The 24831-nt window shown below is 65.7% G+C and carries 24 protein-coding genes and 1 pseudogene; 13 read left to right on the top strand and 12 right to left on the bottom strand.

Annotation, left to right across the window (positions count from 1 at the left end):
- Nucleotides 1-9: 9 nt before the first annotated feature.
- Genes AC3AP7_RS27265 through AC3AP7_RS27245 form a run of 5 tightly spaced genes read left to right on the top strand, consistent with a single transcriptional unit; the run spans nucleotide 10 to nucleotide 6227 of the window.
- Nucleotides 10-918 carry a class II glutamine amidotransferase gene (locus AC3AP7_RS27265; protein WP_487363406.1) on the top strand — a complete coding sequence of 303 codons (909 nt, stop codon included), beginning with the start codon at nucleotides 10-12 and terminating at the stop codon, nucleotides 916-918.
- Complete coding sequence (locus AC3AP7_RS27260; protein ID WP_487363405.1) at nucleotides 906-1595, top strand: protein glxC; 690 nt, start codon at nucleotides 906-908, stop codon at nucleotides 1593-1595. Before AC3AP7_RS27265 ends, AC3AP7_RS27260 begins: the two co-directional genes overlap by 13 nt.
- A gap of 37 nt (nucleotides 1596-1632) precedes the next feature.
- Nucleotides 1633-3003 (top strand): FMN-binding glutamate synthase family protein, encoded by a 1371-nt coding sequence (locus tag AC3AP7_RS27255; protein WP_487363404.1) that lies wholly within the window; start codon nucleotides 1633-1635, stop codon nucleotides 3001-3003.
- A gap of 42 nt (nucleotides 3004-3045) precedes the next feature.
- Nucleotides 3046-4479, top strand: coding sequence for an APC family permease (locus tag AC3AP7_RS27250; protein WP_487363403.1), 1434 nt, complete (start codon nucleotides 3046-3048; stop codon nucleotides 4477-4479).
- Nucleotides 4476-6227: a bifunctional protein-serine/threonine kinase/phosphatase gene (locus AC3AP7_RS27245; RefSeq protein ID WP_487363402.1), complete on the top strand. Its 1752-nt coding sequence runs from the start codon at nucleotides 4476-4478 to the stop codon at nucleotides 6225-6227. Before AC3AP7_RS27250 ends, AC3AP7_RS27245 begins: the two co-directional genes overlap by 4 nt.
- Nucleotides 6228-6289: 62 nt before the next feature.
- On the opposite strand, the gene AC3AP7_RS27240 is transcribed toward AC3AP7_RS27245, so the two are convergent.
- The 5 genes from AC3AP7_RS27240 to AC3AP7_RS27220 all read right to left on the bottom strand — a co-directional run bounded on the left by AC3AP7_RS27240 (nucleotide 6290) and on the right by AC3AP7_RS27220 (nucleotide 11636).
- Nucleotides 6290-6973, bottom strand: a complete 684-nt coding sequence (locus tag AC3AP7_RS27240) for an SDR family NAD(P)-dependent oxidoreductase (protein WP_487363401.1) — start codon at nucleotides 6971-6973, stop codon at nucleotides 6290-6292.
- Between the two features lie 24 nt (nucleotides 6974-6997).
- Nucleotides 6998-8335, bottom strand: a complete 1338-nt coding sequence (locus tag AC3AP7_RS27235) for an NAD(P)/FAD-dependent oxidoreductase (protein ID WP_487363400.1) — start codon at nucleotides 8333-8335, stop codon at nucleotides 6998-7000.
- Nucleotides 8320-9168: an amino acid ABC transporter permease gene (locus AC3AP7_RS27230; RefSeq protein ID WP_487363399.1), complete on the bottom strand. Its 849-nt coding sequence runs from the start codon at nucleotides 9166-9168 to the stop codon at nucleotides 8320-8322. The genes AC3AP7_RS27235 and AC3AP7_RS27230 overlap by 16 nt, the downstream gene beginning before the upstream one ends.
- Nucleotides 9169-9221: 53 nt before the next feature.
- On the bottom strand, nucleotides 9222-10040 hold the full coding sequence (locus AC3AP7_RS27225; RefSeq protein WP_487363398.1) for a substrate-binding periplasmic protein: 819 nt from the start codon (nucleotides 10038-10040) through the stop codon (nucleotides 9222-9224).
- 273 nt (nucleotides 10041-10313) lie between these two features.
- Nucleotides 10314-11636 (bottom strand): NAD(P)/FAD-dependent oxidoreductase, encoded by a 1323-nt coding sequence (locus AC3AP7_RS27220; protein WP_487363397.1) that lies wholly within the window; start codon nucleotides 11634-11636, stop codon nucleotides 10314-10316.
- A gap of 147 nt (nucleotides 11637-11783) precedes the next feature.
- Here AC3AP7_RS27220 and AC3AP7_RS27215 point away from each other — a divergent pair, with 147 nt between their 5' ends.
- Nucleotides 11784-12686, top strand: a complete 903-nt coding sequence (locus tag AC3AP7_RS27215; protein WP_487363396.1) for a LysR substrate-binding domain-containing protein — start codon at nucleotides 11784-11786, stop codon at nucleotides 12684-12686.
- A gap of 85 nt (nucleotides 12687-12771) precedes the next feature.
- Here the strand turns inward: AC3AP7_RS27215 and AC3AP7_RS27210 are convergent, their stop codons facing one another.
- Nucleotides 12772-13824 carry a LacI family DNA-binding transcriptional regulator gene (locus tag AC3AP7_RS27210; protein WP_487363395.1) on the bottom strand — a complete coding sequence of 351 codons (1053 nt, stop codon included), beginning with the start codon at nucleotides 13822-13824 and terminating at the stop codon, nucleotides 12772-12774.
- Nucleotides 13825-14026: 202 nt separating this feature from the next.
- On the opposite strand from AC3AP7_RS27210, the gene AC3AP7_RS27205 reads away from it, so the two are divergent.
- From AC3AP7_RS27205 to AC3AP7_RS27185, 5 genes and pseudogenes are all read left to right on the top strand, one after another.
- Complete coding sequence (locus AC3AP7_RS27205; RefSeq protein ID WP_487363394.1) at nucleotides 14027-15574, top strand: UxaA family hydrolase; 1548 nt, start codon at nucleotides 14027-14029, stop codon at nucleotides 15572-15574.
- A 57-nt stretch (nucleotides 15575-15631) separates the two neighbouring features.
- A complete protein-coding gene (locus AC3AP7_RS27200) occupies nucleotides 15632-16966 on the top strand; it encodes an MFS transporter (RefSeq protein ID WP_487363393.1) in 1335 nt (444 codons plus the stop codon).
- Entirely contained in the window at nucleotides 16941-17732 is a 792-nt protein-coding gene (locus tag AC3AP7_RS27195) for an aldolase/citrate lyase family protein (protein WP_487363392.1), read from the top strand. The genes AC3AP7_RS27200 and AC3AP7_RS27195 overlap by 26 nt, the downstream gene beginning before the upstream one ends.
- 62 nt (nucleotides 17733-17794) lie before the next feature.
- Nucleotides 17795-17950 carry a hypothetical protein gene (locus AC3AP7_RS27190; RefSeq protein ID WP_488324836.1) on the top strand — a complete coding sequence of 52 codons (156 nt, stop codon included), beginning with the start codon at nucleotides 17795-17797 and terminating at the stop codon, nucleotides 17948-17950.
- Nucleotides 17935-18207: pseudogene (locus AC3AP7_RS27185) on the top strand (MFS transporter); the annotation flags it as partial. The gene AC3AP7_RS27190 and the pseudogene AC3AP7_RS27185, both read left to right, overlap by 16 nt.
- A 43-nt stretch (nucleotides 18208-18250) precedes the next feature.
- Here the strand turns inward: AC3AP7_RS27185 and AC3AP7_RS27180 are convergent.
- Nucleotides 18251-19144, bottom strand: a complete 894-nt coding sequence (locus AC3AP7_RS27180) for a LysR family transcriptional regulator (protein WP_487363390.1) — start codon at nucleotides 19142-19144, stop codon at nucleotides 18251-18253.
- Nucleotides 19145-19288: 144 nt separating this feature from the next.
- Between AC3AP7_RS27180 and AC3AP7_RS27175 the strand changes: the two genes are divergently transcribed.
- Entirely contained in the window at nucleotides 19289-20518 is a 1230-nt protein-coding gene (locus AC3AP7_RS27175; protein ID WP_487363389.1) for an MFS transporter, read from the top strand.
- Nucleotides 20519-20569: 51 nt separating this feature from the next.
- The gene (locus AC3AP7_RS27170; protein WP_487363388.1) at nucleotides 20570-20770 is read left to right on the top strand and encodes a copper chaperone; all 201 of its coding nucleotides are present in this window, start codon (nucleotides 20570-20572) and stop codon (nucleotides 20768-20770) included.
- A 32-nt stretch (nucleotides 20771-20802) separates the two neighbouring features.
- Here the strand turns inward: AC3AP7_RS27170 and AC3AP7_RS27165 are convergent, their stop codons facing one another.
- The 5 genes from AC3AP7_RS27165 to nthB all read right to left on the bottom strand — a co-directional run bounded on the left by AC3AP7_RS27165 (nucleotide 20803) and on the right by nthB (nucleotide 24776).
- On the bottom strand, nucleotides 20803-21885 hold the full coding sequence (locus AC3AP7_RS27165; protein ID WP_487363387.1) for a GlxA family transcriptional regulator: 1083 nt from the start codon (nucleotides 21883-21885) through the stop codon (nucleotides 20803-20805).
- A gap of 65 nt (nucleotides 21886-21950) precedes the next feature.
- The gene (locus AC3AP7_RS27160) at nucleotides 21951-23012 is read right to left on the bottom strand and encodes a HoxN/HupN/NixA family nickel/cobalt transporter (RefSeq protein ID WP_487363386.1); all 1062 of its coding nucleotides are present in this window, start codon (nucleotides 23010-23012) and stop codon (nucleotides 21951-21953) included.
- Nucleotides 23009-23383, bottom strand: a complete 375-nt coding sequence (locus AC3AP7_RS27155) for a nitrile hydratase accessory protein (RefSeq protein ID WP_487363385.1) — start codon at nucleotides 23381-23383, stop codon at nucleotides 23009-23011. Before AC3AP7_RS27155 ends, AC3AP7_RS27160 begins: the two co-directional genes overlap by 4 nt.
- Nucleotides 23384-23392: 9 nt before the next feature.
- Nucleotides 23393-24016: a nitrile hydratase subunit alpha gene (nthA, locus tag AC3AP7_RS27150; protein WP_487363384.1), complete on the bottom strand. Its 624-nt coding sequence runs from the start codon at nucleotides 24014-24016 to the stop codon at nucleotides 23393-23395.
- Nucleotide 24017: 1 nt separating this feature from the next.
- On the bottom strand, nucleotides 24018-24776 hold the full coding sequence (gene nthB / locus AC3AP7_RS27145) for a nitrile hydratase subunit beta (RefSeq protein ID WP_487363383.1): 759 nt from the start codon (nucleotides 24774-24776) through the stop codon (nucleotides 24018-24020).
- Nucleotides 24777-24831 lie beyond the last annotated feature (55 nt).

Here is a 24831-nt window from a genome sequence, read left to right as displayed (position 1 = left end):
AGACGCAATATGTGCGGAATCGTAGGTCTGCTGGTGAAGACACCGGCACTACGCGAACGGCTCGGCGAACTGATGGTGCCGATGCTGACCGGCATGACCGAGCGTGGCCCCGACTCGGCGGGGCTCGCCGTGTTCGGCAAGGCCGTCGATGCTCGCCAGCGCAAGCTCAGCCTCTACTCGGGCTTTACCGAAGAGGGCGAGCGCTTCGCCTGGGCAGCGCTTGCGGATACGCTGAATGCCGCAATGGACGTCACGGCGCACATCGACGCGAGGGGCAACCACGCTGTGCTGACGCTGCAAGGCCATGCCGAGGCCGTGAAACGCTGGCTGCGCGAACACTACCCGACGCTCTATCTGCTGTCGACGGGCCGCTCGATCGACCTCTACAAGGATGTCGGCCTGCCCGCGCAGATCGCGGAGCGCTACGCCTTTGCCAACCTGAAAGGCTCGCATCTGGTTGGCCATACGCGCATGGCGACCGAGTCGGCGGTCACGCCGGATCGCGCGCACCCGTTCACGGCGGGCGAGGACTTCTGCCTCGTGCATAACGGGTCGCTCTCGAATGCGCATGGCGTGCGCCGCAAGCTGGAGCCCAAGGGGATTCGCTTCGACACCGACAACGATACCGAAGCCGCATGCCGCTTTCTCGAATGGCGCCTGCGCGAAGGCGACACGCTGCCGGACGCGTTGCAGAAGGGCTTCGAGGAACTCGACGGCTTCTACACCTTCCTGATGGGCACGACGACGGAACTCGCGCTGATCCGCGATCCGTTCGCCTGCAAGCCCGCCGTGGTCGCGGAGAACGACGACTACGTGGCGATCGCCTCCGAGTTCCGCTCGCTCGCGCATCTGCCCGACATCCGGCACGCGAAGGTCTTCGAACCCGCACCCGAGGAGATGTATGTATGGAAAGCCTGACATTCGACCTTGAGTCCACGCCGGTCCGGGCAGTGAATCAGTACCTGCATGGCGACGCGTCAGAACTGAACGGCCAGCGGATCACCGTGACGTCGCCCAATGGCGCGCACAACATTGCCGTCGGCGTCGATGCCGACGTCGCGATCACGATCGACGGCCACGCCGGCTATTACGCGGGCGGCATGAACAAGCACGCGACGATCGTCATCGAAGGCAGCGCCGGGACTGGCGTGGCTGAAAACATGATGAGCGGCAAGGTGCACGTGAAGGGCTTCGCATCGAACGGCGCGGGCGCTTCGGCGCATGGCGGGCTGCTCGTCATCGATGGCGACGCGGGTCTGCGCTGCGGGATTTCGCTGAAGGGCGGCGACATCGTCGTCGGCGGATCAGTGGGCAGCTTCTCGGCGTTCATGGCGCAGGCGGGCCGCATGGTGATCTGCGGCGACGCGGGCCATGCGCTCGGCGACTCGCTTTACGAAGCGGTGCTGTACGTGAAGGGGAAAGTGGAGTCGCTCGGCGCGGACGCGCAGTTTGAGCCGATGACCGAAGTGGACGTATCGGCGGTCGCCGCGCTGCTCGATGCTGCGGGCCTCACGCACGATCCGCGTGCATTCAGGCGCATCGCTTCGTCCCGCGCGCTCTATCACTGGAACGCCGACGCCGGCCAGGAATATTGACCCCCCGTTGAACATCCCGATTTTCGAGAACGTCCCCATGGAAAAGCCCGTTCATTTCGCCCGCTTGCAGCAGGAAGAGTCGCAAGGCTACGACCGCAAGACGATCGACTACATCCACGCGGCCGCGCAGCGCGGTCTCTATGAAATCCGCGGCCTCGGCGCGAAGCGGCGCGTGCCGCATTTCGACGATCTGCTGTTCCTTGGTGCGTCGCTGTCGCGCTATCCGCTCGAAGGCTATCGCGAGAAATGCACGACGCAGACCGTGCTTGGCGCACGATTTGCCAGCAAACCGGTCGTGCTCGACATCCCGATCACGATCGCCGGCATGAGCTTCGGCGCACTGTCGGCGAATGTGAAGGAAGCGCTGGGCCGCGCGGCCACGGCGGCCGGCACGTCAACGACGACCGGTGACGGCGGCATGACGCAGGAAGAGCGCCGCTCGTCGAAGATGCTGGTTTATCAGTGCCTGCCGTCGCGCTACGGCTTCAACCCGGACGACGTGCGCCGCGCCGACGCAATCGAGGTGGTGATCGGCCAGGGCGCGAAGCCGGGCGGCGGCGGCATGCTGCTCGGGCAGAAGGTGAATCCGCGCGTCGCTGCGATGCGCACGCTGCCGGCGGGCGTGGATCAGCGCTCGGCGAGCCGTCATCCGGACTGGACCGGTCCCGACGACCTCGCGATCAAGATTCAGGAACTGCGCGAGATCACCGATTGGGCGAAGCCGATCTACGTGAAGGTCGGTGCGACGCGCACGTTCAACGACGTGAAGCTCGCGGTGCACGCGGGCGCGGACGTTGTGGTAATCGACGGCATGCAAGGCGGCACCGCGGCGACGCAAACGTGCTTCATCGAGAACGTCGGCATTCCGACTCTGGCTGCGGTGCGGCAGGCCGTCGATGCGCTCGAAGACCTGAACATGAAGGGGCAGGTGCAACTGATCGTATCCGGCGGCATCCGCACGGGAGCGGACGTGGCGAAGGCGCTCGCGCTCGGTGCCGACGCGGTGGCGATCGGGCAGGGGGTTCTGATGGCGCTCGGCTGCAACAGCGATACCTACTTCAAGGATGGCGCGCTGCATCCGGCCGCCGCGGACTATGCGGCGCTCAATACGTCGCCGGGGTTTTGCCATCACTGTCATACCGGCAAGTGTCCCGTGGGCGTGACGACGCAGGATGAGGCGCTTGAACAACGTGTGCAGCCTGAGGAAGGCGCGCGGCGCGTACGCAATTACCTGAAGACGCTGAACATGGAGTTGACGACGATCGCGCGCGCCTGCGGCAAGCAGAACGTGCATCACCTCGAACCGGAAGATCTCGTCGCGCTGACCGTGGAGGCGGCTGCGATGGCGCGTGTACCGCTTGCCGGCACGTCGTGGATTCCAGGGTTGGTGAACAGCCGGAGCGAATAAGCCCACATTGAGCAACGTATCCTGACGACAGGAGAGTCCAGCATGAGCGTTATGCCGCAATCTACCTCGGTTTCCTCGCCATCCGCCGATCTGCGGTCGTCGAGCCTGGGTTTCATGGAGACCATCGGCCAGTCGTTGGCCAACATCTCTCCCACGTTGACGCCGTCGATCAATGTCGTGGCGGTTGCGGCGCTCGCCGGCGCGGGCAGCTGGCTCGTCTACGGACTGTCGACGCTCGGCCTCATGTTCGTCAGTCTCAACATCGCCGTGCTCGCCAGCCGCTTCGCCGCGGCCGGATCGTTCTTCATCTTTATCTCGCGCTCGCTCGGACCGATCGCGGGCGGCATCGCGGGATGGGGGCTGATCGCGGCGTATACCGGCACGGCGATGGGCGTGCTCGCGGGGGAGGCCATTTTCGTGCAGAACGCGTTCACGCCGTTCGGCATCGCCGTGCCGACCTGGCTCATCTACGTCGTCAGCGCGGCGCTGGTGTGGTTCCTCTCGTCGCACGACATCAAGCTGTCGTCGCGCCTGAGCCTCGCGATCGAGGCCGCGTCGATCACGATCGTCGGCGGCGTGCTGTTCGTGGTCTTCTATCAGCATCCGGAGCGCATCGTCGATCATGCGCAATTGTCGCTGCACGGCACGACGACGAAGGGGATGGCCGAGGCGATGGTGCTCGGTATCTTCTCGTTCGTCGGCTTCGAGAGCGCCGCGTCGCTCGGCAAGGAAACCCGGAACCCGCTAAAGGCGATACCGCGTGCGGTGATCTGGAGCATGGTGGTGGCAGGCGCCTTCTTCATGTTCGTCGCCTACTCGATGGTCGTCGCCTATGGCGGCGACGTGGCGAGGCTCGGCAACGACACCGCGCCGCTCCAGACGCTGCTCAAGGGGCTCGGTGCGCCCGCGCTGGCGCCGCTGTTCTACCTGATCGCCTCGGTGAGCGCATTCGCCTGCGTGCTGGCCTCGATCAACGCGGCGAGCCGGCTGCTGTTCTCGATGGGCCGCTATCAGTTCGTCCATCGTTCGATGGGCATGGTCCACACGAAGCACCAGACGCCGCACTACGCCGTGGCCTTTGCCGCGATCCTCTCGCTCGTCGCGGATCTCGCGCTCCTCGGCACCGGCGCGCTGAACACGTTCGGCTATACGAGCACGTTCGCGACTTTCGGCTTCATCGTGGCCTATTTCCTGATCTCGGTGTCGGCTCCGATCTACCTGAAAAAACAGGGGCACCTCAAGCTCGCCAATGTCGTGGTGGGCATCCTCGGCGCGGTCGCGATGATCGGCGGGTTCTTTGGCAGCGTCTATCCGGTTCCGGACTGGCCGTACAACCTCCTGCCTTATCTGTTCGTCGCCTACATGGCGTTCGGCATGATCTGGCTCACGATGCTGAAGAAGCGCGCGCCGCAGGTTCTCGACAAGATCGAGCACGACCTCGAATCGAGCGAGGCCGCGATTTTCGACAGGAAATGACCGGGACGCTTCGTACCGCCGATGCCCATGTCGCCGAGCGGGGCTGCATGACATTGCGGCCCGAGCGCGGCGAATGTCCCGAGCTTGACATTGCCTTCGTGTCGGAGGCGGGCCGCGGTGGGCGCAATGAGGACTATGTCGGCGTCATGCTCGGCGACGTCATGCAGCGCGCGGCGCGCGGCAGTGTGGTCGCGCTGGCCGACGGCATGAGCGGCGGCCGGGGCGGGCGCGTGGCTGCCGAACTCGCCGTGCGCAGCTTCATCGACGGTTACTACGCGCCGCCCGACACGCTCTCGCCCGAGGCCGCCGCGTCGCGCGCATTGACCGGGATCCACCGCTGGCTGCATCAGATCGGCCGCAGCGATGCCGGGCTGAACCTGGCGGCGGCGTGTTTCGCGGCGCTCGCGGTCAGAGGCGGCGCGGCGTGGCTGTTCAGCGCGGGTGACGTCCGGCTTTATCAAATGCGTGACGGCGCGCTTTCGCAGCGTGGCGGCGACGACGTCACGAACGTGCCGTTCGGCGCCTTCGTCGCCCAGGCGATCGGGTTGCAGAGCGCGCTGGTGACGCGCATCGAGAGCTGGGCGCTCCAGGCGGGCGATCGCCTGCTGGTGTGCTCCGACGGACTCTACCGGCGCGTGCCGGCGCGCGAGCTGCGAGCCGCGCTGTCGGCGCAGGCGCCGGCCGATGCGGTGGCGCAGCGCCTCGTTCAGATGGCGCGCTCACGCGGATCGAGGGACGACGTCTCGGCAGCGGTGATCGACGTGCGGCGCGTTCCGGTCCTCGATTATCGCTACCTTGAAGGCGTGCTCGGCGCACTGCCGATTCGTGCCGTGCCCGCGTGTGGGGATGTCGTCGACGGCTATGCGCTGCTTACCATTCTGAGCGACGGCCGCTACTCGCGGATCTTCATCGGACACGATCTCGCCGAGCCAGGCGGGCGGCTCGCGCTCAAATTCCCGAAGCCGCGCGTCGAAGAGGACGCCAATGTGCGCCAGTCCATCGTCAGGGAGCGGTGGCTTGCCGGAAAGATCGGCGACGCGAACGTTCTGGCGCCGAGCGCGATCGATCCGGAGCGGCAGAGCCGTCTCTATGTCGTGATGCCGTTCCTCGACGGCTTGCCGCTTGAAACACTGATTACGCCGCGCCCGATGTCCTTGACGCGCGGGCTGTCAGTCGCGCGGCAACTCGGCCATGCGATCCACGCGCTCAATCGCCAGGGCATCTTTCATCGCGACATCAAACCCGAGAACATCCTGGTTCTGGCCGACGGCAGCGTGAGGCTCCTCGATCTCGGCTTTGCCTACATGCCGGGCGTGCTCGCGCCGGGGCCGTCCACTGCCCCCGGTACACCGGCCTACATGGCCCCCGAGCTCATCAAAGGCGCGCTGGGCGATGCGCGCTCCGAGGTCTTCGCGTTCGGCGTGACCTTGTATCGCACCTTCAGCGGCGGGCGCTCGCCATACGGCTTCAATGGCCGCGTGCCGCTGCATCATCACCGGCCCGATCTGCCGGCGTGGCTCGATGTCGTGCTCGAAAAGGCGATGCAGACCGATCCGGCGCGCCGCTATCAGGACGCGCTCGAAGTCTGCGGCGACCTCGATCGTCTTGCCGCTGGATGCGGCGAGACGGAGCCGGCTAGGCCGCTGCCGCTGATCGAGCGCAGTCCGGTGGCGTTCTGGAAGACGGTGGCGTTGATTCTGCTGATCCTGCTGCTGGTATCGCTCGCGCGGGGGGTGGGGGGGACGTGAGAGGCGGCAGTACGAACGTCCTATATCGCGGTGTGCATCACGCAATAACCGGCCAGGGTGCACTAGAACAGATCCTCATGCCGGCAATTGACGAGAATTTCCGCGATGCTCGCGGAGTTAGGCATCTCGATCGTATTGGCGACCAACCGCGCGATATCCTCGGGCTGTGTCATCGCTTGCGGTTCGAGATCCGCGATGCCGACGGCCATTTCCGTGTTGACGAATCCGGGGCATATCGCCGTCGCACGCAAGCCATCGTCCCAGCCGGCACGCCGCACGGCATGCGTCAGCGCCACCGCGGCATACTTCGACATCTGATAGCCCGCGTTGAGGTTCTTCACGCGCTTGCCGGATAGCGACGCAATCTGCACCACACGAGCGTTGCCCGCGCGGCACAAATGTGGCAACGCAGCCTGAATCAGCCGGAACGGCGCTTTCACGTTGATGTCGAGTGTCTCTTCGAGCAGCGCTTCGGTGCCGTCTCTCAGGCCGACGTGCTTGCAGATGCCCGCATTGCTGACCAGTACGTCGATGCGCTCGAAGCGTTCGACCGTCGCCTCGACCCAGCGGCGGCCCGCGCCGGTGTCGCGCGCTTCATAGGGAAACGCGAACGCGTCGAAGCGGCCGTCGAGCGTCGACGGATCGCGCACGCCCAGCGACAGCGCATAGCCGCGTCGGGACAACTCGGTTGCGACCGCCAGCCCGATGCCGCGACTGGCGCCGGAAATCATCGCTACTTTTTGCATCGGCATCTCCGTGGAAGCATTGCGTTAGAAGCCCGCGTCGATCACGATTTTGGTCCCGTCGCTGAAACGGTTGAGGCGAAACGCGTGCGGATCGACGAGCGGCGTGTCGTTGGTCACCAGATCCGCCATCAGCTTTCCGGCCGCCGGGCCGATGCCGAATCCGTGCCCCGAAAAACCGGTGCCGATGAACAGGCCGCGCACCGTATCGACCCCGGAAATCACCGGAATCGCATCCGGCGTCACATCCATGTAGCCCGCCCAGCGCTGCGCGATGCGCGCGTGCGCCAGATGCGGGAAGACCCGGGTGAACTCGCGCAGACCGGCATCCGTGTACTCGGTGATCGGCTCGGGATCGAGCGTACGGACCTGTTCGAACGCGGTGGGCCGGTCGAGCGCCCAGTGACGCGGGCGGCGCAACTCGTCGAAGAAGCGCGCGCCGATACCGATGCGCAGGGAACCCAGCTGACTCTTTAGCGCTTCGATATATTTGAAAAACAGACGAAATGAATCGGGTGTGAGATCGCTATAGGTGCGGAAGCCGAATGCGACCGTATACCCGCCGTCGGCGCGCTTGCGGAACGCGAACTTCTTGTCGCTCGCGCTCACCGCCGGGCCGCCGTCGAGCGGCTCCGTGCGCAGCACGGAGGCTTTCACCAGCAGTTGCGGCACGTCGATATCCAGGTTGCCGCAAAATAGCCGCGACCACGCGCCACCCGCGACGACGACGCTGTTGCAGCGGATCGCACCGTGCTCGGTGATGACCGCGCTGACGCGCCCCGCGCTCGTTTCGATGCCGCGCGCGGCACAGGGCGTCAGTATCCTGACACCGCGTTTGCGCAACGCGTTCGCGATCGCCGGCGCGGCTTTTTGCGGTTCGGCACGGCCGTCGCCCGGCGTATAGAGTCCGCCCTTGAACGCTTTCGCCGCCCCGGGTAGCAAGGCGGCGACGGATTTCCCGTCGACCTCGCGCGTGTCGAATGCGTCGCCCGCCACGTTGCGCGCCTTGTCGAGCCACGCGCGATGCTTGTCCATCACGGCGTCTTCGGCCGTCATGTAGAGGATGCCGCATTGATTGAAGCCGGTGTCGATGCCGAGCGTCGCGTCCAGCGTCCGCCACAGCTTCAGACTTTCAATGCTCAGCTCGAATTCGCGCATGTCGCGATGCGTGACGCGCACCCAGCCCCAGTTACGGCTCGATTGCTCGCCCGCAATCGGGCCTTTCTCGCAAAGCGCGACCTGAACGCCCTTCTCGCTCAGATAAAGGGCCGTGCTTACGCCGATAATGCCGCCGCCGATGACGACGACATCGACTTGCGCAGGCAAGCGGGTGTCGTCGGCGACCGTTTCTACTTTGGGTCCCATTGTGGCTGGTGTCCTGCCTGTGAAGAGTGATGATGTTGATCCGCGATGCCGGTCCTCGCCGAGACGGCCGAATGCGCCGAAACCCGTGCCTTGCGCTGCCGGCGCGCCGATCCCGCGCTGGAATGGCCGCGCGCCGGATTCGAATGACGGTTGGTCCAGCGGTCGATGTGGTTGATCGCGTGCGTGAGCGGCACGGTCACGAGCAGATACACGACACCCGCCGCCACCAGCGGCGACAGGTTTGCGGTGTTGACCGAGGTGTTCTGGCCGATCGTGAACAGATCGCGTTGCGACGTCAGAAGGCCGAGAAAATAGACCAGGCTCGAATCCTTGACGATCGAAATGAACTGGTTCGCCAGCGCCGGCAGGATGCGCCGCACGCCTTGCGGCACGATCACGTAACGCATGCTGTTCCAGTACGTCATGCCGAGCGCCTGACACGCGGACAGTTGCCCGCGCCCCACGCTTTGAATGCCGGAGCGGAAAATCTCCGCGATATACGCGGACGAGATCAGCCCAAGTGCAACGATCGCGAGCGGGTACGGATTGGGTCCGAAGATCGCCAGTCCCACCGGCGCGAGCCCCTGGCCGACCAGCAGGATCACGAGCGCTGCCGGCAGGCCACGAAACACGTCGATGAACACCTGCGCGGGCAACATCAGCCAGCGCGTGTGCGACACGGCCATCAGCGCGAGGACCATGCCCGCGACGATCCCGAGCACGGTCGAAAACACCGACAGCACCAGCGTGTTGACGAGGCCTGTGCACAGCAGCGACGGCATCGACGAGATCAGCAACGGCCAGTCGAGAAAGTTCTGCAAGAAAGCATTCATGGTGCGCGCCTCGTTGAGCGTCCGCGGCGGGTTGAGCCGCCGGTCAGGCTTGATCAGCTACCAGTCTTCATCGCGTACGGCGGCAGCTTCGCGGGCTTCGGATAACCCGGGTGGAACTGCATGTACAACCTGACCCACGTACCGTCCGCGACCAGTTCGTCAATGGTCTTGTTCAATGCCGCCTCGAGCTTCGTGTTGCCCTTGTGCACCGGGAAGCCGGCGGGCAGATTGACGGCGGAGATATCGAGCTTGTCCGCGATGTGCATTTGCGGATACTTGCTCTGCAAGCCCTCGACGAGCGTCTTGTCCACGAAATAGCCGTCGATGTATTTCGAGCGCATCGACAGGAAGCCCGCGTTCAGGTTCGGAAAGCGCACGATCTGCGCACCCGGCAGGTAGCTGTCCGAATACGTGTCTTCGATGGTGCCCTGCACGACGCCGATCCGCTTGCCCTTCACCGACGACGGATCGCTCGTGATCGTGCTGTCCGGCAGCGTTGCGACGCTCAGCAGGCCGGTCAGATAGCCCTCCGAGAAGTCGACCATCTTCAGGCGGTCCGTGGTGATCGAAATCGACCCCGCGGCCAGATCGATCTGCCGGTTCGCGACGCTCGGCAGCAGTCCGCTGAAATCCTGTGCGCGGAATTCGACGCTCAGACCCAGTTTCGCCGCGATGGCGCGCAGCAATTCGACGTCGAAGCCCGTCATCTTGCCGTTGTCGATATACGAATACGGCTTGTTGTTCGCATCGACACCGGCGACCAGCTTGCCGGGCGTCAACGTGCCGAACTCATCGGCGCGCGCATTGCCTGCCAACGTGAACGACAGGGGCACGACAAGCGCAACGAGGCTGAGAAGATGGCGAAAACGCATGATGTTTGCTCCGTCGAAAGGACCTGCGATGGAAAGAAAATGACGTGGACTTCAATGCACTATCCTGGAGAGAAGGTCGCGGGCGCGAGCCGGGCGCGAGCCAGCAAAGAAAAGAGGATTCGTGTCGCCACCGACGATCGCACCCCGATCCATGAACACGACGCGCTCCGCAACGCGGCGTGCAAAGCCCATTCGAAACGTGATGCATTGAAATCATCCGCGGCTCCTCGGGCTTGAAGCCCATCGGCTTCGGTGTCGGTGTCGGCGTCCGTATCAGGAAAGGGCGGCGCGCGTGCGCCCGCTCCAGAGATCGTCGAACGTATAGAGCGCCGTGCCGACCGGCACGCTCAGGCGACTCGCCATGCCAGCCGGGCTGACCGGAAATGCCCCTTCGCCGAAGGCGCCCGGCTGCGCGTCGAGTCCGAGCATGTGCTTCGCGACCCGTGCGCCGAGATAGCTCATCAGCGCGACGCCGTTGCCGTTGCAGCCCAACGCGTAATGAATGCCGTCCTGCTCGCCGATATGCGCGAGCCTGTCGCCCGTCATCGCGACGTAACCCTTCCACGCGTGTGTGATGCGTACGTCGCGCAAGGCGGGCCACACCTCGATCATCCGGGCGTGCAGCATCCGCGCCGCTTCACGCTCGCTCACCTCGCGGATTGCCGGTCGCGAGCCGAATAGCATCCGCGTGCCGTCCGGCGATGGCCGCGTGTAGAACAGATTGCGCTTCGAATCGCTGATCATCCGTCGCCCCGGATTCAGCACGGCCATCAGTCCGGGCGGCAGCGGCTCCGTTGCGATCTGGTAGCTCGCGACCGGCAGCACGCGCCGCGAGAAGAACGGCAGCAGCCGCCCGGTGTAGCCGTTTGTGGCGACCAGCACCTGCTTCGCGTCGACGGTTCCCCGCGTTGTGCGAACCCGAAAACCCGCGCCAGTGCGCTCGATCCGCTCCGCGGCCGCGTGCGAATGCAGGCTCGCGCCGCAACGCCGGGCGAGATCGCGCAGCGCGCGATGATATTTGGCCGTATGCAGGCCGCCATATTCGTCGACGAGAATTCCGCCGTAGTAGTAGTCGGAACCGATCACCGCATGCTGATGCGCGCGCGGCACAACGTGCACCGTCACGCCGGTCTTGTCGCGCAACAGATCCCCCTGGCGCTGCAAACGGTCGAAGTGACGCGGCGTGAATGCGCCGAAGAAGCGGCCGGTGATCTGTAAATCGGCGTCGAGCGATTCCTCGGCGACAAGGCGCTTCAGGTAGTCGAAACTCGCCATCGATTCGTTCATCAGTCGTCCTAACCGCTCGTCCGAGACCCCACGAATCGCATGGGTCAGCGCGAGCTTCTGTCCGCTCGACACCATGCCGCCGCTGCGCGTGCTGCCGCCCGCGCCGATCTCGGCGGCGTCGAGCACGGCGACGCTCGCACCGAGCCGCGCCGCTTCGGCGGCCGCCGACAAGCCGCAATACCCGCTGCCGACAATCACCACGTCGACGCTGGACGGCAACGCATCGTGGACCGTTTCCGGCGGCGCCGCGTCCCACCAGTAGGGGGCCACACGAAAATCGTCATGAAACAGCAAGGCATCGGAGCGCATCGTGTATTCGTGTAGGGCCGGTGACAGGATCCGGACCAGTCTAGGTTTGAGTCGCCCATCCGGTCAAATACGACCAAAAACGCCTGCCATTCAATTTTGATATGGCAAGCTGGCGACCGGATCAACGAAAGCGGGCGAGGCGGGCAGATGAATCAACGTCAGATCGAAGCGTTCAGGCTGGTCATGTTGCGCGGTTCGATGACCGCCGCGGCCGAGGAACTCGGCACGTCGCAACCGAGCATCAGCCGGCTGATTGCGGAACTGGAGACGTCCACGGGGCTGGCGCTGTTCACGCGCAGCGGCGGGCGTATTCAGGCGACGGACGCGGGGAGCGCGTTCTATCGCGAAGTGGACCGGAGTTTCGTCGGCCTCGAAAAACTTGCGCATTCCGCCCGTGAGATCCGCCAGTTCGGCAGCGGCCGCTTGCGGCTCGTGGCGGCGCCGGTGCTGGCATTGTCGTTCGTGCCGATGGTGATCGAGCGCTTTCTTGCCGCGTATCCGCGCATCGCGATATCGCTGGAAATGCGCAGCGAAGGCACGATCCAGCGGTGGGCTTCGTCGGCCTACTGCGATATCGGCTTCGCCACGACGACCCCGGATGCATTTGGCGTGACGAGCGCCGAACTGTACCGGCTATCCGGCGTATGTGCGCTGCCGGCTGCGCATCCGCTCGCTGCGCGCCAGCGCATCCACGCACGCGATCTGCGCGGCGAAAGCCTGATCCTGCCGTCGTATGCGGACGACACGCGTTCCGCGCTGGACCGCGTGCTGCGTCAGGCGGACGTCAATCAGGTGCCGACCATCGAAACCCCATACGGTGCGACGATTTGCGCGATGGTGTCTCGCGGTTTGGGCGTCGGCATCGTCAATCCGCTTGCGACGTCCGATTCCAATCCCGCCAGGATCACGTTCCGGCCATTTTCGCCGGACATCGTATTTCGTGGCTTCACGGTTTGTCCGCAGCTTCAATATACGAATCCGGTCGTCGAAAGTTTTCTCAGGATCGCAGACGACGCGATGACGCTTGAAGCCAGGCACTGGGAAAAATGATGTGACGGACAGGTCTTGACGGCGGACAGGCTGTCGGCAGAGACGACTGCAGGCAACGCTGCACGGCGGCCGCGCAGTGCCGGCCTCAGGCGGAGCCGCGCTCGATCAGCGTGAAGCCCACATCGATCTTCGCCCGCTTGCTCGCGCCCGTCTCGATCTTTTCGATCAGCATGGACGCCGCGAGTTTGCCGATCTTCGTGCCGTCGATGCGGATGGTCGTCAGCGGCGGGTCCGTGTCGCCAGCGAAGTTCTGGTCGCCATAGCCGATCACCTTGAGGCGCCCCGGCACGTCGAGTTTGCGCGCGTGCGCCTCCATCAGCACGCCGAGCGCCATGATGTCGGCGCCGCAGAAAACCGCATCGATCCGCGGATGCTCGTCGAGCAGTTTCCCGAGCGCGCGGCGGCCGTCGCCAAGGTGGGCGGGCGAGGGCGTGGCCGCTACCGGAATCTCGCGCTCGCCGCCGAACGCGTCGATGAAAGCATCGGCGCGCAGCCTCGCGCGGCGGTCGCCCGGCGTGACGATGGCCGGATGGCGCGCGCCGCGCTCACGCAGATAACGCGCTGCCGCTTCGCCCACGCGCGTGTGCGAGAAGCCGATCAGCATGTCGAGCGGCGCACGCGTGATGTCCCACGTTTCGACCACCGGAATGCCGGCCGCGCGCAGCTTTTGCCGCGACGCCTCCGAATGGATCACGCCGGTGAGCACGATGCCCGCCGGGCGCCGGCCGATGATCGCGTCAAGCAGCGCCTCCTCACGCGATTCGTCGTAGCCGCTCTGGCCGAGCAGCAATTGATAGCCCGCCGTCTCCAGTTCGGCCGTCAGCGCGGCGACGGTTTCCTGGAACACGCTGCCCGCCATGGCGGGAATCAGCGCCACGACGAGGCGGCTGCGATTGGATGCGAGCGACCCCGCAATCAGATCGGGCGTGTAGCCCGTCTGCCGCACGGCTTCGCGCACGCGTTCGAGCGTTTCGGCGGAAACGAGGTCGGGATTGTTGAGCGCGCGTGAAACCGTGACCTTGGTGACGCCGGTCAGCCGGGCCAGATCGCTGAGGGTGACGCGGCCGGTGGTCTTGCGGGCGCGCCGCGCGGTCGTGCCGGCGGCGGGCGGGGTGAATGCTGTCGAGGTCTTGGTCACGGGCGCGGAAGCTCCTGCGCAAAAGGTGTTGGCAATTATCCCAAAACTGTACTAGGATGGCATTGATGTTACCGGTTACATTAACCGGTAACTATGTTTCATCATGAATGGCCGCACTCCCGGGCGTGGCCAGCAATCATCGCGCATGGGACCGGAGCAGGCGTCGGCACGCCCGCTCCGGATCGCCAGCGGAGACAGGCGAATGCTCCAGTCCAGCAAGATCTCCAGCGGGCCGCTGATCCGGCTCAACCAGAACGACAACGTCCTGATCGCGCGCGAGGCGCTGACCATTGGACATCCGGTCTCCATCGACGGCGACGCGATTCGCCTGCGCGCGCAGGTTGCGGCGGGCCACAAGGTCGCGGCGCGGCGCATTGCGGCGGGCGAACCCATCCGCAAGTACGATACCGTGATTGGCGTGGCCGCACGCGACATCGCGCCGGGCGACCACGTTCACACGCACAACATCGCCCTCGTCGATTTCCACCGCGACCCGGGCTTCGGCCTCGATGTGAAGCCCGTCGATTATGTGGCGCCCGAACAGCGCGCGACCTTCAACGGCATCGTGCGTCCCGATGGCCGCGTCGCCACGCGCAACTTCATCGGCATCATCGCGTCGGTTAACTGCTCGGCCACAGTCATTCGCCATATCGCCGACCACTTCACGCCGGACCGTCTGCGCGACTATCCCAACGTCGACGGCGTGGTCGCATTCGCGCAGACAAGCGGCTGCGGCATGTCCTCGCCGGGCGAGCACTTCGACGTACTGCGCCGGACCCTCGCAGGCTACGCGCGGCATCCGAACCTCGGCGGCGTGCTCATCGTCGGTCTCGGTTGCGAGCGCAACCAGGTGGGCGACCTGCTCGAATCGCAAGGGATCAGGACGGGCAAGGCCGTGCGTGCGCTGGTGATGCAGGACACGGGCGGCACGCGCGCCACGATCGAGGCCGGCATCCGGGCCGTGCAGGAGATGCTGCCCGCCGCGAACGACATCGTGCGCACGCCGGTGCCGGTCAGTCATCTGAAGATCGGTCTGGAATGCGGCGGCTCGGACGGCTTCTCGGGCATCACCGCGAACCCTGCGCTGGGCGCCGCGATGGACCTGCTCGTGCGGCACGGCGGTACCGCGATTCTCTCCGAGACGCCGGAGATTCACGGCGTCGAATACATGCTCACGCGCCGTGCCGTGTCGCCCGAGGTCGGTCAGAAGCTGCTCGACCGTCTCGCGTGGTGGGCGCGCTACACGCACGGCCAGAACGGTCAGTTCAACGGCGTGGTCGGGCCGGGCAACCAGCAGGGCGGTCTCGCCAACATTTTCGAAAAGTCGCTCGGCTCGGCGATGAAGGGCGGCACCACGCCGCTGCAAGCGGTGTACGAATACGCCGAGCCCATCGATCGCGCGGGCTTCGTCTTCATGGATTCGCCCGGCTACGATCCCGTCGCGGTCACGGGTCAGATCGCGAGCGGCGCGAACCTCATCTGCTTCACGACGGGGCGTGGCTCGATGTTTGGCTCGAAGCCTGCGCCGACGCTCAAGCTTGCAAGCAACACGCCCATGTTCACACGTCTCGAAGAGGACATGGACATCAACTGCGGTCTCGTGATCGACGGCGAGCGCACGATCGAGGAGATGGGGCGGGACATCTTCGCGCTGATCGTTCGCTCGGCATCGGGCGAGCGAACGAAGAGCGAACAGCTCGGACTCGGCGACAACGAATTCGTGCCCTGGCACGTGGGCATCGTGAGTTGAACACGCGCGGCGTCGCGCGCCGCATCGACATAGCTAAAACAGGCAAGGAGACGATGGATGTTGCGATCTGCTCAGCGGCAAGGCCGCTCGAAGATGCGCTGGTGGGTTGCGGGCCTCATGTGGGCCGCGATCGCGATCAATTACATCGATCGCACGGTGCTTTCGGCCGCCGCGCCGAAAATCCAGTCGGCGTTTCACCTCGACGCGATACAGATGGGCATCGTCATGTCGGCGTTCTTCTGGTCGTACGCGCTGCTGCAGTTGCCGGCCGGTTGGCTCGCCGATCGCCTTGGCCAGAAGAAGGTGCTGGGTCTGGCGGTGCTCTGGTGGTCGGCCGCGACGGCGATGACGGGCCTCGCGAGCGGCTTTCGCTCGCTCGTCGGCGTGCGCGTGGCGCTGGGCGTGGGCGAAGCGGGCGCGTACCCGAGCAACGCCGGCATTGCCGCGCGCTGGTTTCCGCACAAGGAACGCGCGACCGTCGCGGGCATTTTCGATAGCGGCTCGAAGCTGGGCGGCGCGATCGCATTGCCGCTGATCGCATGGATGCTCGCCGCGTTCGACTGGAGGATGACCTTCGCGCTCACGGGCCTGCTCGGCCTCGCGTGGTTCGCCGTGTGGCAATCGAGCTTCACCGATTCGCCGGCGATGCACCGGCGCGTGAACGCGGCGGAGCTCGCGCATATCGAAAGCGGCCGGGCCGCACACCAGGCGCGGCGCCCCATGCGTACGCAATGGCGCAAGCTCCTTGCGCATCGCAATGTATGGGCGATGTGCATCGGCTTTTTCATGATCAATTACAACTCGTACTTTTTCATCACGTGGCTGCCCACCTATCTGATGAAGGCGCGCGGCATGAGCATGCTGCAGATGGGCTGGATCGCTTCGCTACCGCTGCTCGCGTCGATCGTCGTCGAGATTTTCGCGGGCTGGGCCTCGGATCGCGTGTTCGCGAGCGGCAAGCTCTCGCTCACCGCCACCCGCAAGCTCTTTCTCGTGATCGGACTCGTGATGGCGTCGAGCATCGGACTCGCGGCATACGCGCATTCGGCGCTCCTGGCGGTGTTGCTGCTTTGCATCGCGAAGTCGGGCACCACGGTCGCGGCTTCGCAGGTCTGGGCGCTGCCCGGCGACGTTGCGCCGCCCAATGCCGTGTCGAGGGTCGCGGGCCTGCAAAACACGGTGTCGAATCTCGGCGGCGTGGTCGGCCCGATCGTCACGGGCGCGATCGTCGGAGCGACCGGTTCGTTCGTGCCCGCGCTGCTGTTTTCGTCGGCGTTGATCGGCATTGCGATCGTCAACTATCTGTTCCTCCTCGGGAAGGTGGAACCCCTTCAATGCGGCGACGCTTCGCAGGAGACGCATATTCATGAGCAAGCAGATCTCAGCGCTTAATCCGTTCAAGTCGGCGCTTGCCGCACGCAGGAAGCAGGTCGGCTTCTGGCTTTCGATGGCCGACCCGTACCTCGCCGAAGTGAGCGCGACGGCCGGCTTCGACTGGCTGCTTATCGACAGCGAGCATGCGCCCAATGACCTGCGCACGATCCTCGCGCAATTGCAGGCCGTGAGCCCGTATGCGGGCGAGCCCGTGGTGCGTCCCGTGAACGGCGACCCCGCGGTGCTCAAGCGGTTGCTCGATATCGGCGCGCGCAGTCTGCTCGTGCCGATGGTCGACAGCGCCGACGAAGCACGCGCGCTCGTCGCAGCCGTAAGCTATCCGCCGCACGGCATGCGTGGCGTGGGCAGCGCCGTGGGCCGCGCGTCGCGCTGGAGCTTGCGAGCCGACTACCTCGATGTTTCGGACAGCGAAATATGTCTTCTCGTGCAGGCCGAGACGACGACGGCATTGACCCATCTCGAAGCGATCTGCGCGGTGGAGGGCATCGATGGCGTGTTCATCGGCCCGGCGGATCTGGCGGCTTCAATGGGCTATCGCGGCAAGGCCACGCATCCCGAGGTACAGCAGGCGATCGATGGCGCGATACGCACGATCGTCGCGTCGGGCAAGGCGGCAGGCACGCTCACGTCAGACCCGGCGCTCGCGCGTCATTACCTTGAACTCGGCTGCACGTTTGTCGCGACCGGCGTGGACATCCTGATGTTCGCGAACGCGGCGCGCAAGCTCGCGCGCGATTTCGCGGACGTGCGCGAAGCGACCTGAAACGCTGCCCATCACGAGCAAGGAGGAGACGCGACAGGAACGATTTCGCAGTGGAAAGCCCCGTGAGCGTGCACTTTCAGGCGCTGCGCGACAGCTGGTGCATCGTGTTCGCGGCGACGGCCGGATGGGGGCTCGACGCATTCGACTTCACCATTCTGCTGTTCCTGATTCCGTATCTGGGCAAGACGTGGGCTTGCCCGCGATGGCGTTCGTTGTGACCGCAACCAGCTTCGCAAAGGTCGCGGGCACGATTGGCTGGGGTTCCGCCGCCGACCGGTTTGGCCGCGGGATTGTGTTTATGGCGGCGGTGTTGTGGTTCTCGTGCTCGGCCGGTCTGAGCGGCCTCGCCTGGAGCCACGCGTCGTTCATGGTGATGCGCGTGCTGTTCGGCGTCGGCTTCGACGGTGAATGGACCGCGTCGGTCGCGCCGCTGATGGAGACGGTGCCCGCGAAGATGCGTCCGCTCGCATCGGGCATCATGGTCGCCGGCTACGAGTTCGGCTATCTGCTCGCCGCGCTCACCCGATACGCGCGCGCAGGCGCGGCGTCGCGAAGTCGAGGAATGCGCGCAGCTTCAACGGGAGCGGCGCCTGTCCCGCATGCACGACATGGACGGGCAGCGGCGCTGCTTCAAACGCGTCGAGCACGATCCGCAGCGCGCCGGCGCGGACGGCGTCCGCCACCTGGTAGGACAGCACGCGGATCAGCCCCGCGCCGAGGATCGCGGCTTCGATCGCCGCGTCCGCCGTATTGACGGCAAGCCGCGAACGAACCGGCACGGACTCTTCGGACTTGCCGGACCCGAACGACCACGCGCGCATGGATGCCAGGGCCTCGAAGCTGATGCACGCATGGCCGGCGAGATCCGCAGGCCGCGTGGGCTCGCCATGCGTCGCGAGATACGCGGGGCTCGCGCAGATGACCCGGCGCACCGCGCCGACCCGCTTCGCCACCAGCGTGCTGTCGGGCAGCTCGCCGATGCGGATCGCGACGTCCGCGTGTTCGTCCATCAGATGCACCACGCGGTCGGTCAGCAGCAGATTGATGTCGATCTCCGGGTACTGCGCGAGAAATGCCGCAATCGCCGGCACCACGTGCAAGCGGCCAAACGCGATCGGCGCGGTGACCACCAGCTCGCCCCTGGGGGCCGCGTATTCGCCCGTGGCGGCGCGCTCCGCTTCATCGATTTCTTCGAGAATGCGCCGGCAGGCGGCCACATACGAGCTTCCGGCCTCCGTCAATGCAAGCGTGCGCGTCGTGCGGTGCAGCAGGCGCGTCTTCAGGTGCGCTTCCAGTTCCCCCACCTTGCGGCTGACCGTCGCGAGCGGCATGTCCAGCCGGCGCGCAGCCGCCGAGAGGCTGCCCGCCTCGGCGACGGCAACGAGAATGGACATCGCTTCGAGCCGGTTCATCGATACTCTCGAATAATGGAAGGATGAATCCCGATCGTGAGGGATTCTCTTTGCAAATGCAAGCGCGTAACGTTCGAACGTCAATCCGGGTTTGCGGCATGCCGCCACGAACACCGGCGGAATTCAACGAATCAGGAGGTTGTCTTGCGCGACTTGCCCCACTCCCCCGGAAGTCCCGCCGCGCCCGCTGTGGCGTCGCGCGGCAAGATCATCATGATGGCGGTCGTCGCCGGCGCGGTGATCACCAACATCTATTGCACGCAGCCGATCCTGCCGCTGATCGCGGCGGGGCTGCGGATCAGCGTGACGATGGTCGACCTGGTCGCCGCGGCGGCGCTGCTCGGCTTCTCGACCGGGCTCGCGTTGCTGTTGCCGCTCGGCGACCGCTTCGACCGGCGCACGCTCGTCCTCGCGCAGATCGCGCTCGCGTGCGCGCTCGCCGCGGCCGCCGCGCTCGCGCCGGGCATCGGGACGCTCGTGGCGGCGTCGTTCGGGCTCGGCATCGTGAGCTGCGTCCCGCAACAGCTGGTGCCCTTTGCGGCCGTCATGTCGTTGCCGGGCGAGCGAGGCCGCAACGTCGGCACGGTGGTGAGCGGCATCATGGTCGGCATCCTCGCCGGCCGCACGATCGCGGGCGTGATCGGCGCCGCGTATGGCTGGCGCACCGTGTACGGCGCGGAAGCCGCGTTCATGGTGCCGGTCTGGATCGCCGCCGCCGTGCTTTTGCCGAAAGGGGTGCCCTCGACGAACCTCTCCTACGGGCGCCTGCTCGCCTCGCTGTGGCCGCTCGCGCGGGACAACCGTCCGATCCGCGAGTCGATGATCATCCAGGCGTTGCTGTGGGCCTGTTTCAACGCGTTCTGGGTCAATCTCGCCGCGCTTCTGGCGAGCGGGCCGTGGCATCTGGGCAGCGCGTGGGCGGGCGGCTTCGGGATCATCGGCGCAGCCGGAGCGTTTGCGGCGTCGCTCGGCGGCCATGCGACGGACCGGATCGGGTTCCGCAAGGTGATCGGCGCGAGCATCGGCATCGTGACGCTCGCCTACCTGCTTCTCTCGGGCGCGGCGACGTCGCTGACGCTGCTGGTTGCCGGCGTGATCGTGCTCGATATCGGCGTGCAATCGGGCCTCGTGTCCAATCAGACGCGCGCGTTCGCGGTCGATCCGAAAGCGCAAGGGCGCATCAATAGTCTCTACATGACGGCGACGTTCTTCGGCGGCGCCGTGGGCGCGACCGTCAGCGGCTGGCTGATGAGCCGCTTCGGCTGGACGGGCATCGTCACGTTCGGTGTCGCGCTCGGCATCGTGGCGTCGGCGATCCACTGGATCGGCGCGCCGCGCGGGTCCGCGGGCCGCGTCCCGTCGCGGGCGGATTGATGCCCGATGCGGACGCGGTTGTTCGCACGTGATTGACTGGAGGAATGAAAAGTGAAGTTCTCGATGAAAACCGAAATTCGCGCCGACGATCGTTCGACGATCGAGCACGCGATGAAGTCCGTGGATGCCGACGCGAAAGTCGATATCGATCTGGGCGCGCAGACTGTGAGCGTCGATTCGTGGCTGATGCCCGAGGAGTTTCTGGTCGCGTTCTATGACGAGGACTACGACGTGGGCATCGCCGAGTGGTAGGGCGGGCGCTGCGGCCGCGTGGGGCGAGAACGCTACCGGGCATCGCGCGCAGTCGAGGCTTCGTTCGGCGTGTCGCGCGGGGACGATCGCGCAGGCGATTTCCGCGCAGGGCCGGCACGCGTGCGGGCCGGTTGCTCACCCTGGGCGTCCGGTCCACTGCGAAAGCGTTCCCGATACTCGGCCGGATTGATCTGCAACCGGCGCGCGAACACGCGCCGCAGCGCATCCGTATGCTCGAATCCGCAGCGCTTCGCGATCTCGCGCAGCGAAAGATCCGTGCCTTCCAGGTAGCGCCGCGCGGCGTCGATGCGCGCATTGCTCAAGAACGCGATCGGCGTGATGCCGCATTCCCTGATGAACGTGCGCGCGAGATTGCGGGCGCTCATGTGCACGCGCGCGGCGAGCGACGCCACCGTGTGATCGACCTGCAGATGGTCGAGCATGTACTGCTGCAGCACACTCGTCTGCGACCCCGGCGCGGCCTGCGATTCGAGCAGTGGGCTGAACTGCGACTGGCCTCCGGCGCGGCGCAGATAAACGATCAGATACTTCGCGACGTCGAGCGCCATCCCCTTGCCGAAGTCCTCCTCGATCAGCGCGAGCGACAGGTCGATGCCCGCGGTCACGCCGGCTGTCGTGTAGACGCGGCCGTCCTGCACGTAGATGTGATCGGGTTCGATGCGCGCCTTCGGGAAGGTCGCCGACAGCCGCGGCACGTCCATCCAGTGCGTCGTGACCACGCGATTGTCCAGCAGGCCGGCGGGGCCGAGCGCGAACAGGCCGTTGCAGATCGCGCAGACGCGCCGCGCGCGCCGGGCGTGCTGGCGCAGCCATTCGCTGAGCGCCGGGTCGTCGAACGTATCGAAGATGCCGAGCCCGCCGGGCACGATGATCGTGTCGAATTCGGGGCAGATGTCGAAGATCGTGCGCTCCGGCGTCACTGTGAGCCCGCTCGACGACTGTACGGTGCCGCGCGTCGTGCCGACCGTGAGCATCTCGTAGTCGCATTCCCCCCCGCTCAGCACGCGGACCTCCGCGAACGCGTCGCGCGGGCCCGCTATGTCGAGTAGCTGGAAGCCGGGAAACACCACCATGCCGATCTTGATACGCTTCATCGAGGTCACCTGCGAAAGGCGTGCGCCGGCTGCGCGCCGGCCAGGACGGCCGCGCGCGCCGCGGGTCAGGCCGTGGCGGCGTCGCGGTCGTATCCGTTGATTTTATAGAGCAATGCGGAGCCGATCCAACCAGCAATAAAAATGCCGATGATCGCGTAGCCGAGCAGGCCGAAGTTCTCGTTCACCGTATCGACGGCGTGCCAGAATCGCCCGGACAGGCTGAGCGTCTGGCTTGCGATGCCGAGTACCTCGATGCCGCCAATGAGCAGCGCGACGAGCGTCGAGATCAGCGTGATCGTCACGTTGTAGTAGAGCTTGCGCAGCGGCTTCACGAACGCCCAGCCGTAGGCGCCGAGCATCAGGATGCCGTCGGTGGTGTCGACCGTCAGCATGCCGGCGGCGAACAGGCATGGAAAGGCGAGGATCGTTCCCATCGAAAAGCCCGCTGAGGCTTGCGATGCCGACGTGCCGAGCAAGGCGACCTCGGTGGCGGTTTCGAAGCCGAGCCCGAACAGGATGCCGAGCGGGAACATCAGCCAGCTCGAACTGACGAGCCGGAACAGCGGCCTGAACAGGCGCGCCAGCAGGTTGCCTTCGAATTGCAGCAGGCTGGAACCGGCGGCCGGCAGCTCGTGTCCACGGCGCATTCTGCGGAACGCGCGGATCAGGTCGGCCAGCAGCACGACGTTGAGCGCGCCGATGGCAAGCAGGAACACGGCCGACACCACGGTGCCGATCATCGCCCCCGTTTCCCGGAACGCGTCGAAGTGGTGAACGAGCGCCTGGGTCGCCATCGCGACGACGACCGCGCCGACGACCACCGTCAGCGAGTGGCCCAGTGCGAAGAAGAACCCGACCGACACCGGGCGTTTGCCGTCGTTCATCAGCTTGCGGGTGACATTGTCGATGGCGGCGATATGGTCAGCGTCCACCGCGTGGCGCAGCCCGAAGCTGTATGCGAGAAACGCGGTGCCGATCAGCATCGGCGACGCGTGTATGGCGAAATACGCCCACACCCACACGATCAGGTTGATGAGCGCAAGCGCCAGATACATCGCGACGATCTTCCTGTGCGATGAAGCGACGGGGTATGCGGTTCCGGCGAGGACCGAGGTCAGGGGCGTCATGACGGGTTTTCCTGGCAGTGCGTAGCGTTGGATGTTGTGCGCCCGCGGACGGACAGCACGCATTGGAGTTCGGCGCGGGAGAGCGTGCCGCTCGACTCGATCACGCTCGTCAGTGCGTCGAGAAAGCGCGCGTAGTAGTCCCAGCGCGGCTGCTGCGCGCAGTCGCGCGTTTCCCAGCGCGCGATCGACGCGATCAGCGATTGCCGGAACGCCTCCCATTCGAAGCAGCCGGCCTTCGAGAGCGACAGCGCGAGTCCGAACACGTCGCGTTCCCAGCGGTCGGTGAAGAGCAGCTTGCCGTCGATGCGCGGCGGCGAGTCCGGCTCGCCGAGCATCGATGCGGTTGCGTATTCCTCGAATCGCGTGAACATCGCCTGCTCCTAGCGCTGCGGCGGCGCGACGAGCGCGACGCCCATCATCGATTCCGGCGTAACCAGCGCGGCGAGCGCTGCCTCGCTCATGCCCCCGGTGCCGGCCGGGCGCTCGGGGATCACGAACCAGCGGATCTGCGCGCTGCTGTCCCATACCTTCACCGTTTTCGTATCCGGGACCATGACGCCGAACTCGCGCAGCACCGCGCGCGGCTCGCGCACACCCCGTGCACGGAACACCGGGTCCTTGTACCAGTACGGCGGCAGCCCGAGCACCGGCCACGGATAGCACGAGCACAGCGTGCAGATGATCAGGTTGTGCACCTGGTCGTCGTTCGCGACGGCCGCCATATGCTCGCCTTCCGCGCCCGCCATGCCGGTGGGCAGGTCGAGCTCGGCGATCGCGCGCGGCGTATCGGCGACGAGACGCTGTTTGTACTGCGGATCGACCCACGCGCGCGCCACGATCTTCGCGCCGTTGAACGGACCCGCGACGGTTTCGAAATGGCGCAGCACGGTGTCGACCGAATCGCTGCCGATCACTCCCTTTTCGATCAGCAGCGCTTCCAGTGCACGGACTTTTGCGGCATTGTCTGCTTCGCGGTCTTGTGGAAAACCAAAGATTTCGCTCATGTCATTGTCCTGATTGCGGGTTGACGGCCTCGACGTAGGCTTCGTACAGGTCTGCGTAAAGCACGGTATCCGGTTCGCTCTTGCCCGGCCCCCAGATGTCGGCGGTGTCGAACGCGATCCGGTAGACGGGCATGGGTTCGCCGATACCGTCGACCCCGGTCGAGACGAAGTACGAGAATCGCCCCGGATAGACGAGGTCCACGGTGCCGGTCTTGTTGCGCAGGTAGCCAGGCAGGCGCGTGTGATCGACCGCCGCCGGGTCGGCGATCCGTACCTTGTCGCCCCTCGCGAAGCGCGGCGCGCGATCGGGCGCGTGATAGCCGGAATCGCCTTGCCGCAGATACGCATCGATCTGGGCGGCGAGCAGCGGAACCGGCCGGTCCGGCAATGCGGCGTCCGGATGGGCGCGATAAAACGCGCTTTTCTGCGCGAGTGCTTCCTGGTCGATGTAACCCGCGTCGACGAAGAACTGCGCGATCCCGCCGAGCCACTTCTCGTAGTAGCGGTACTTGAAGTATTCGAATGGCTGCATGTCCTCCGCGCCGGTGCGCAGCGACGCCCATGTCCAGTTGCTGGTGAAGCAGGTCGGCAGCGCCTCGACCGGATACGCGTGTCGTGCCGCGGCGAGATGCGCGCTCTCGGCCATCATCGTGGTGTGGATGCCGAAGATGCGCTGCTCCCACGGTTCGGCGAAAACGCGCGTGTCGAGATTGACGGGACCGAGGTTCTCGATCCCGCCCAGATGATGCTGTAATTTCACGGTGTGCTCCGAATGGGTAGTAAAGGGGGCGATGACGCACACAGGGTGCGGCGTG

It is taken from the genome of Paraburkholderia sp. PAMB 6770 (genome assembly GCF_057748135.1).
The sequence above is the reverse complement of the archived record's forward strand: the minus strand, read 5'-3'. Positions and strand labels throughout refer to the sequence as shown.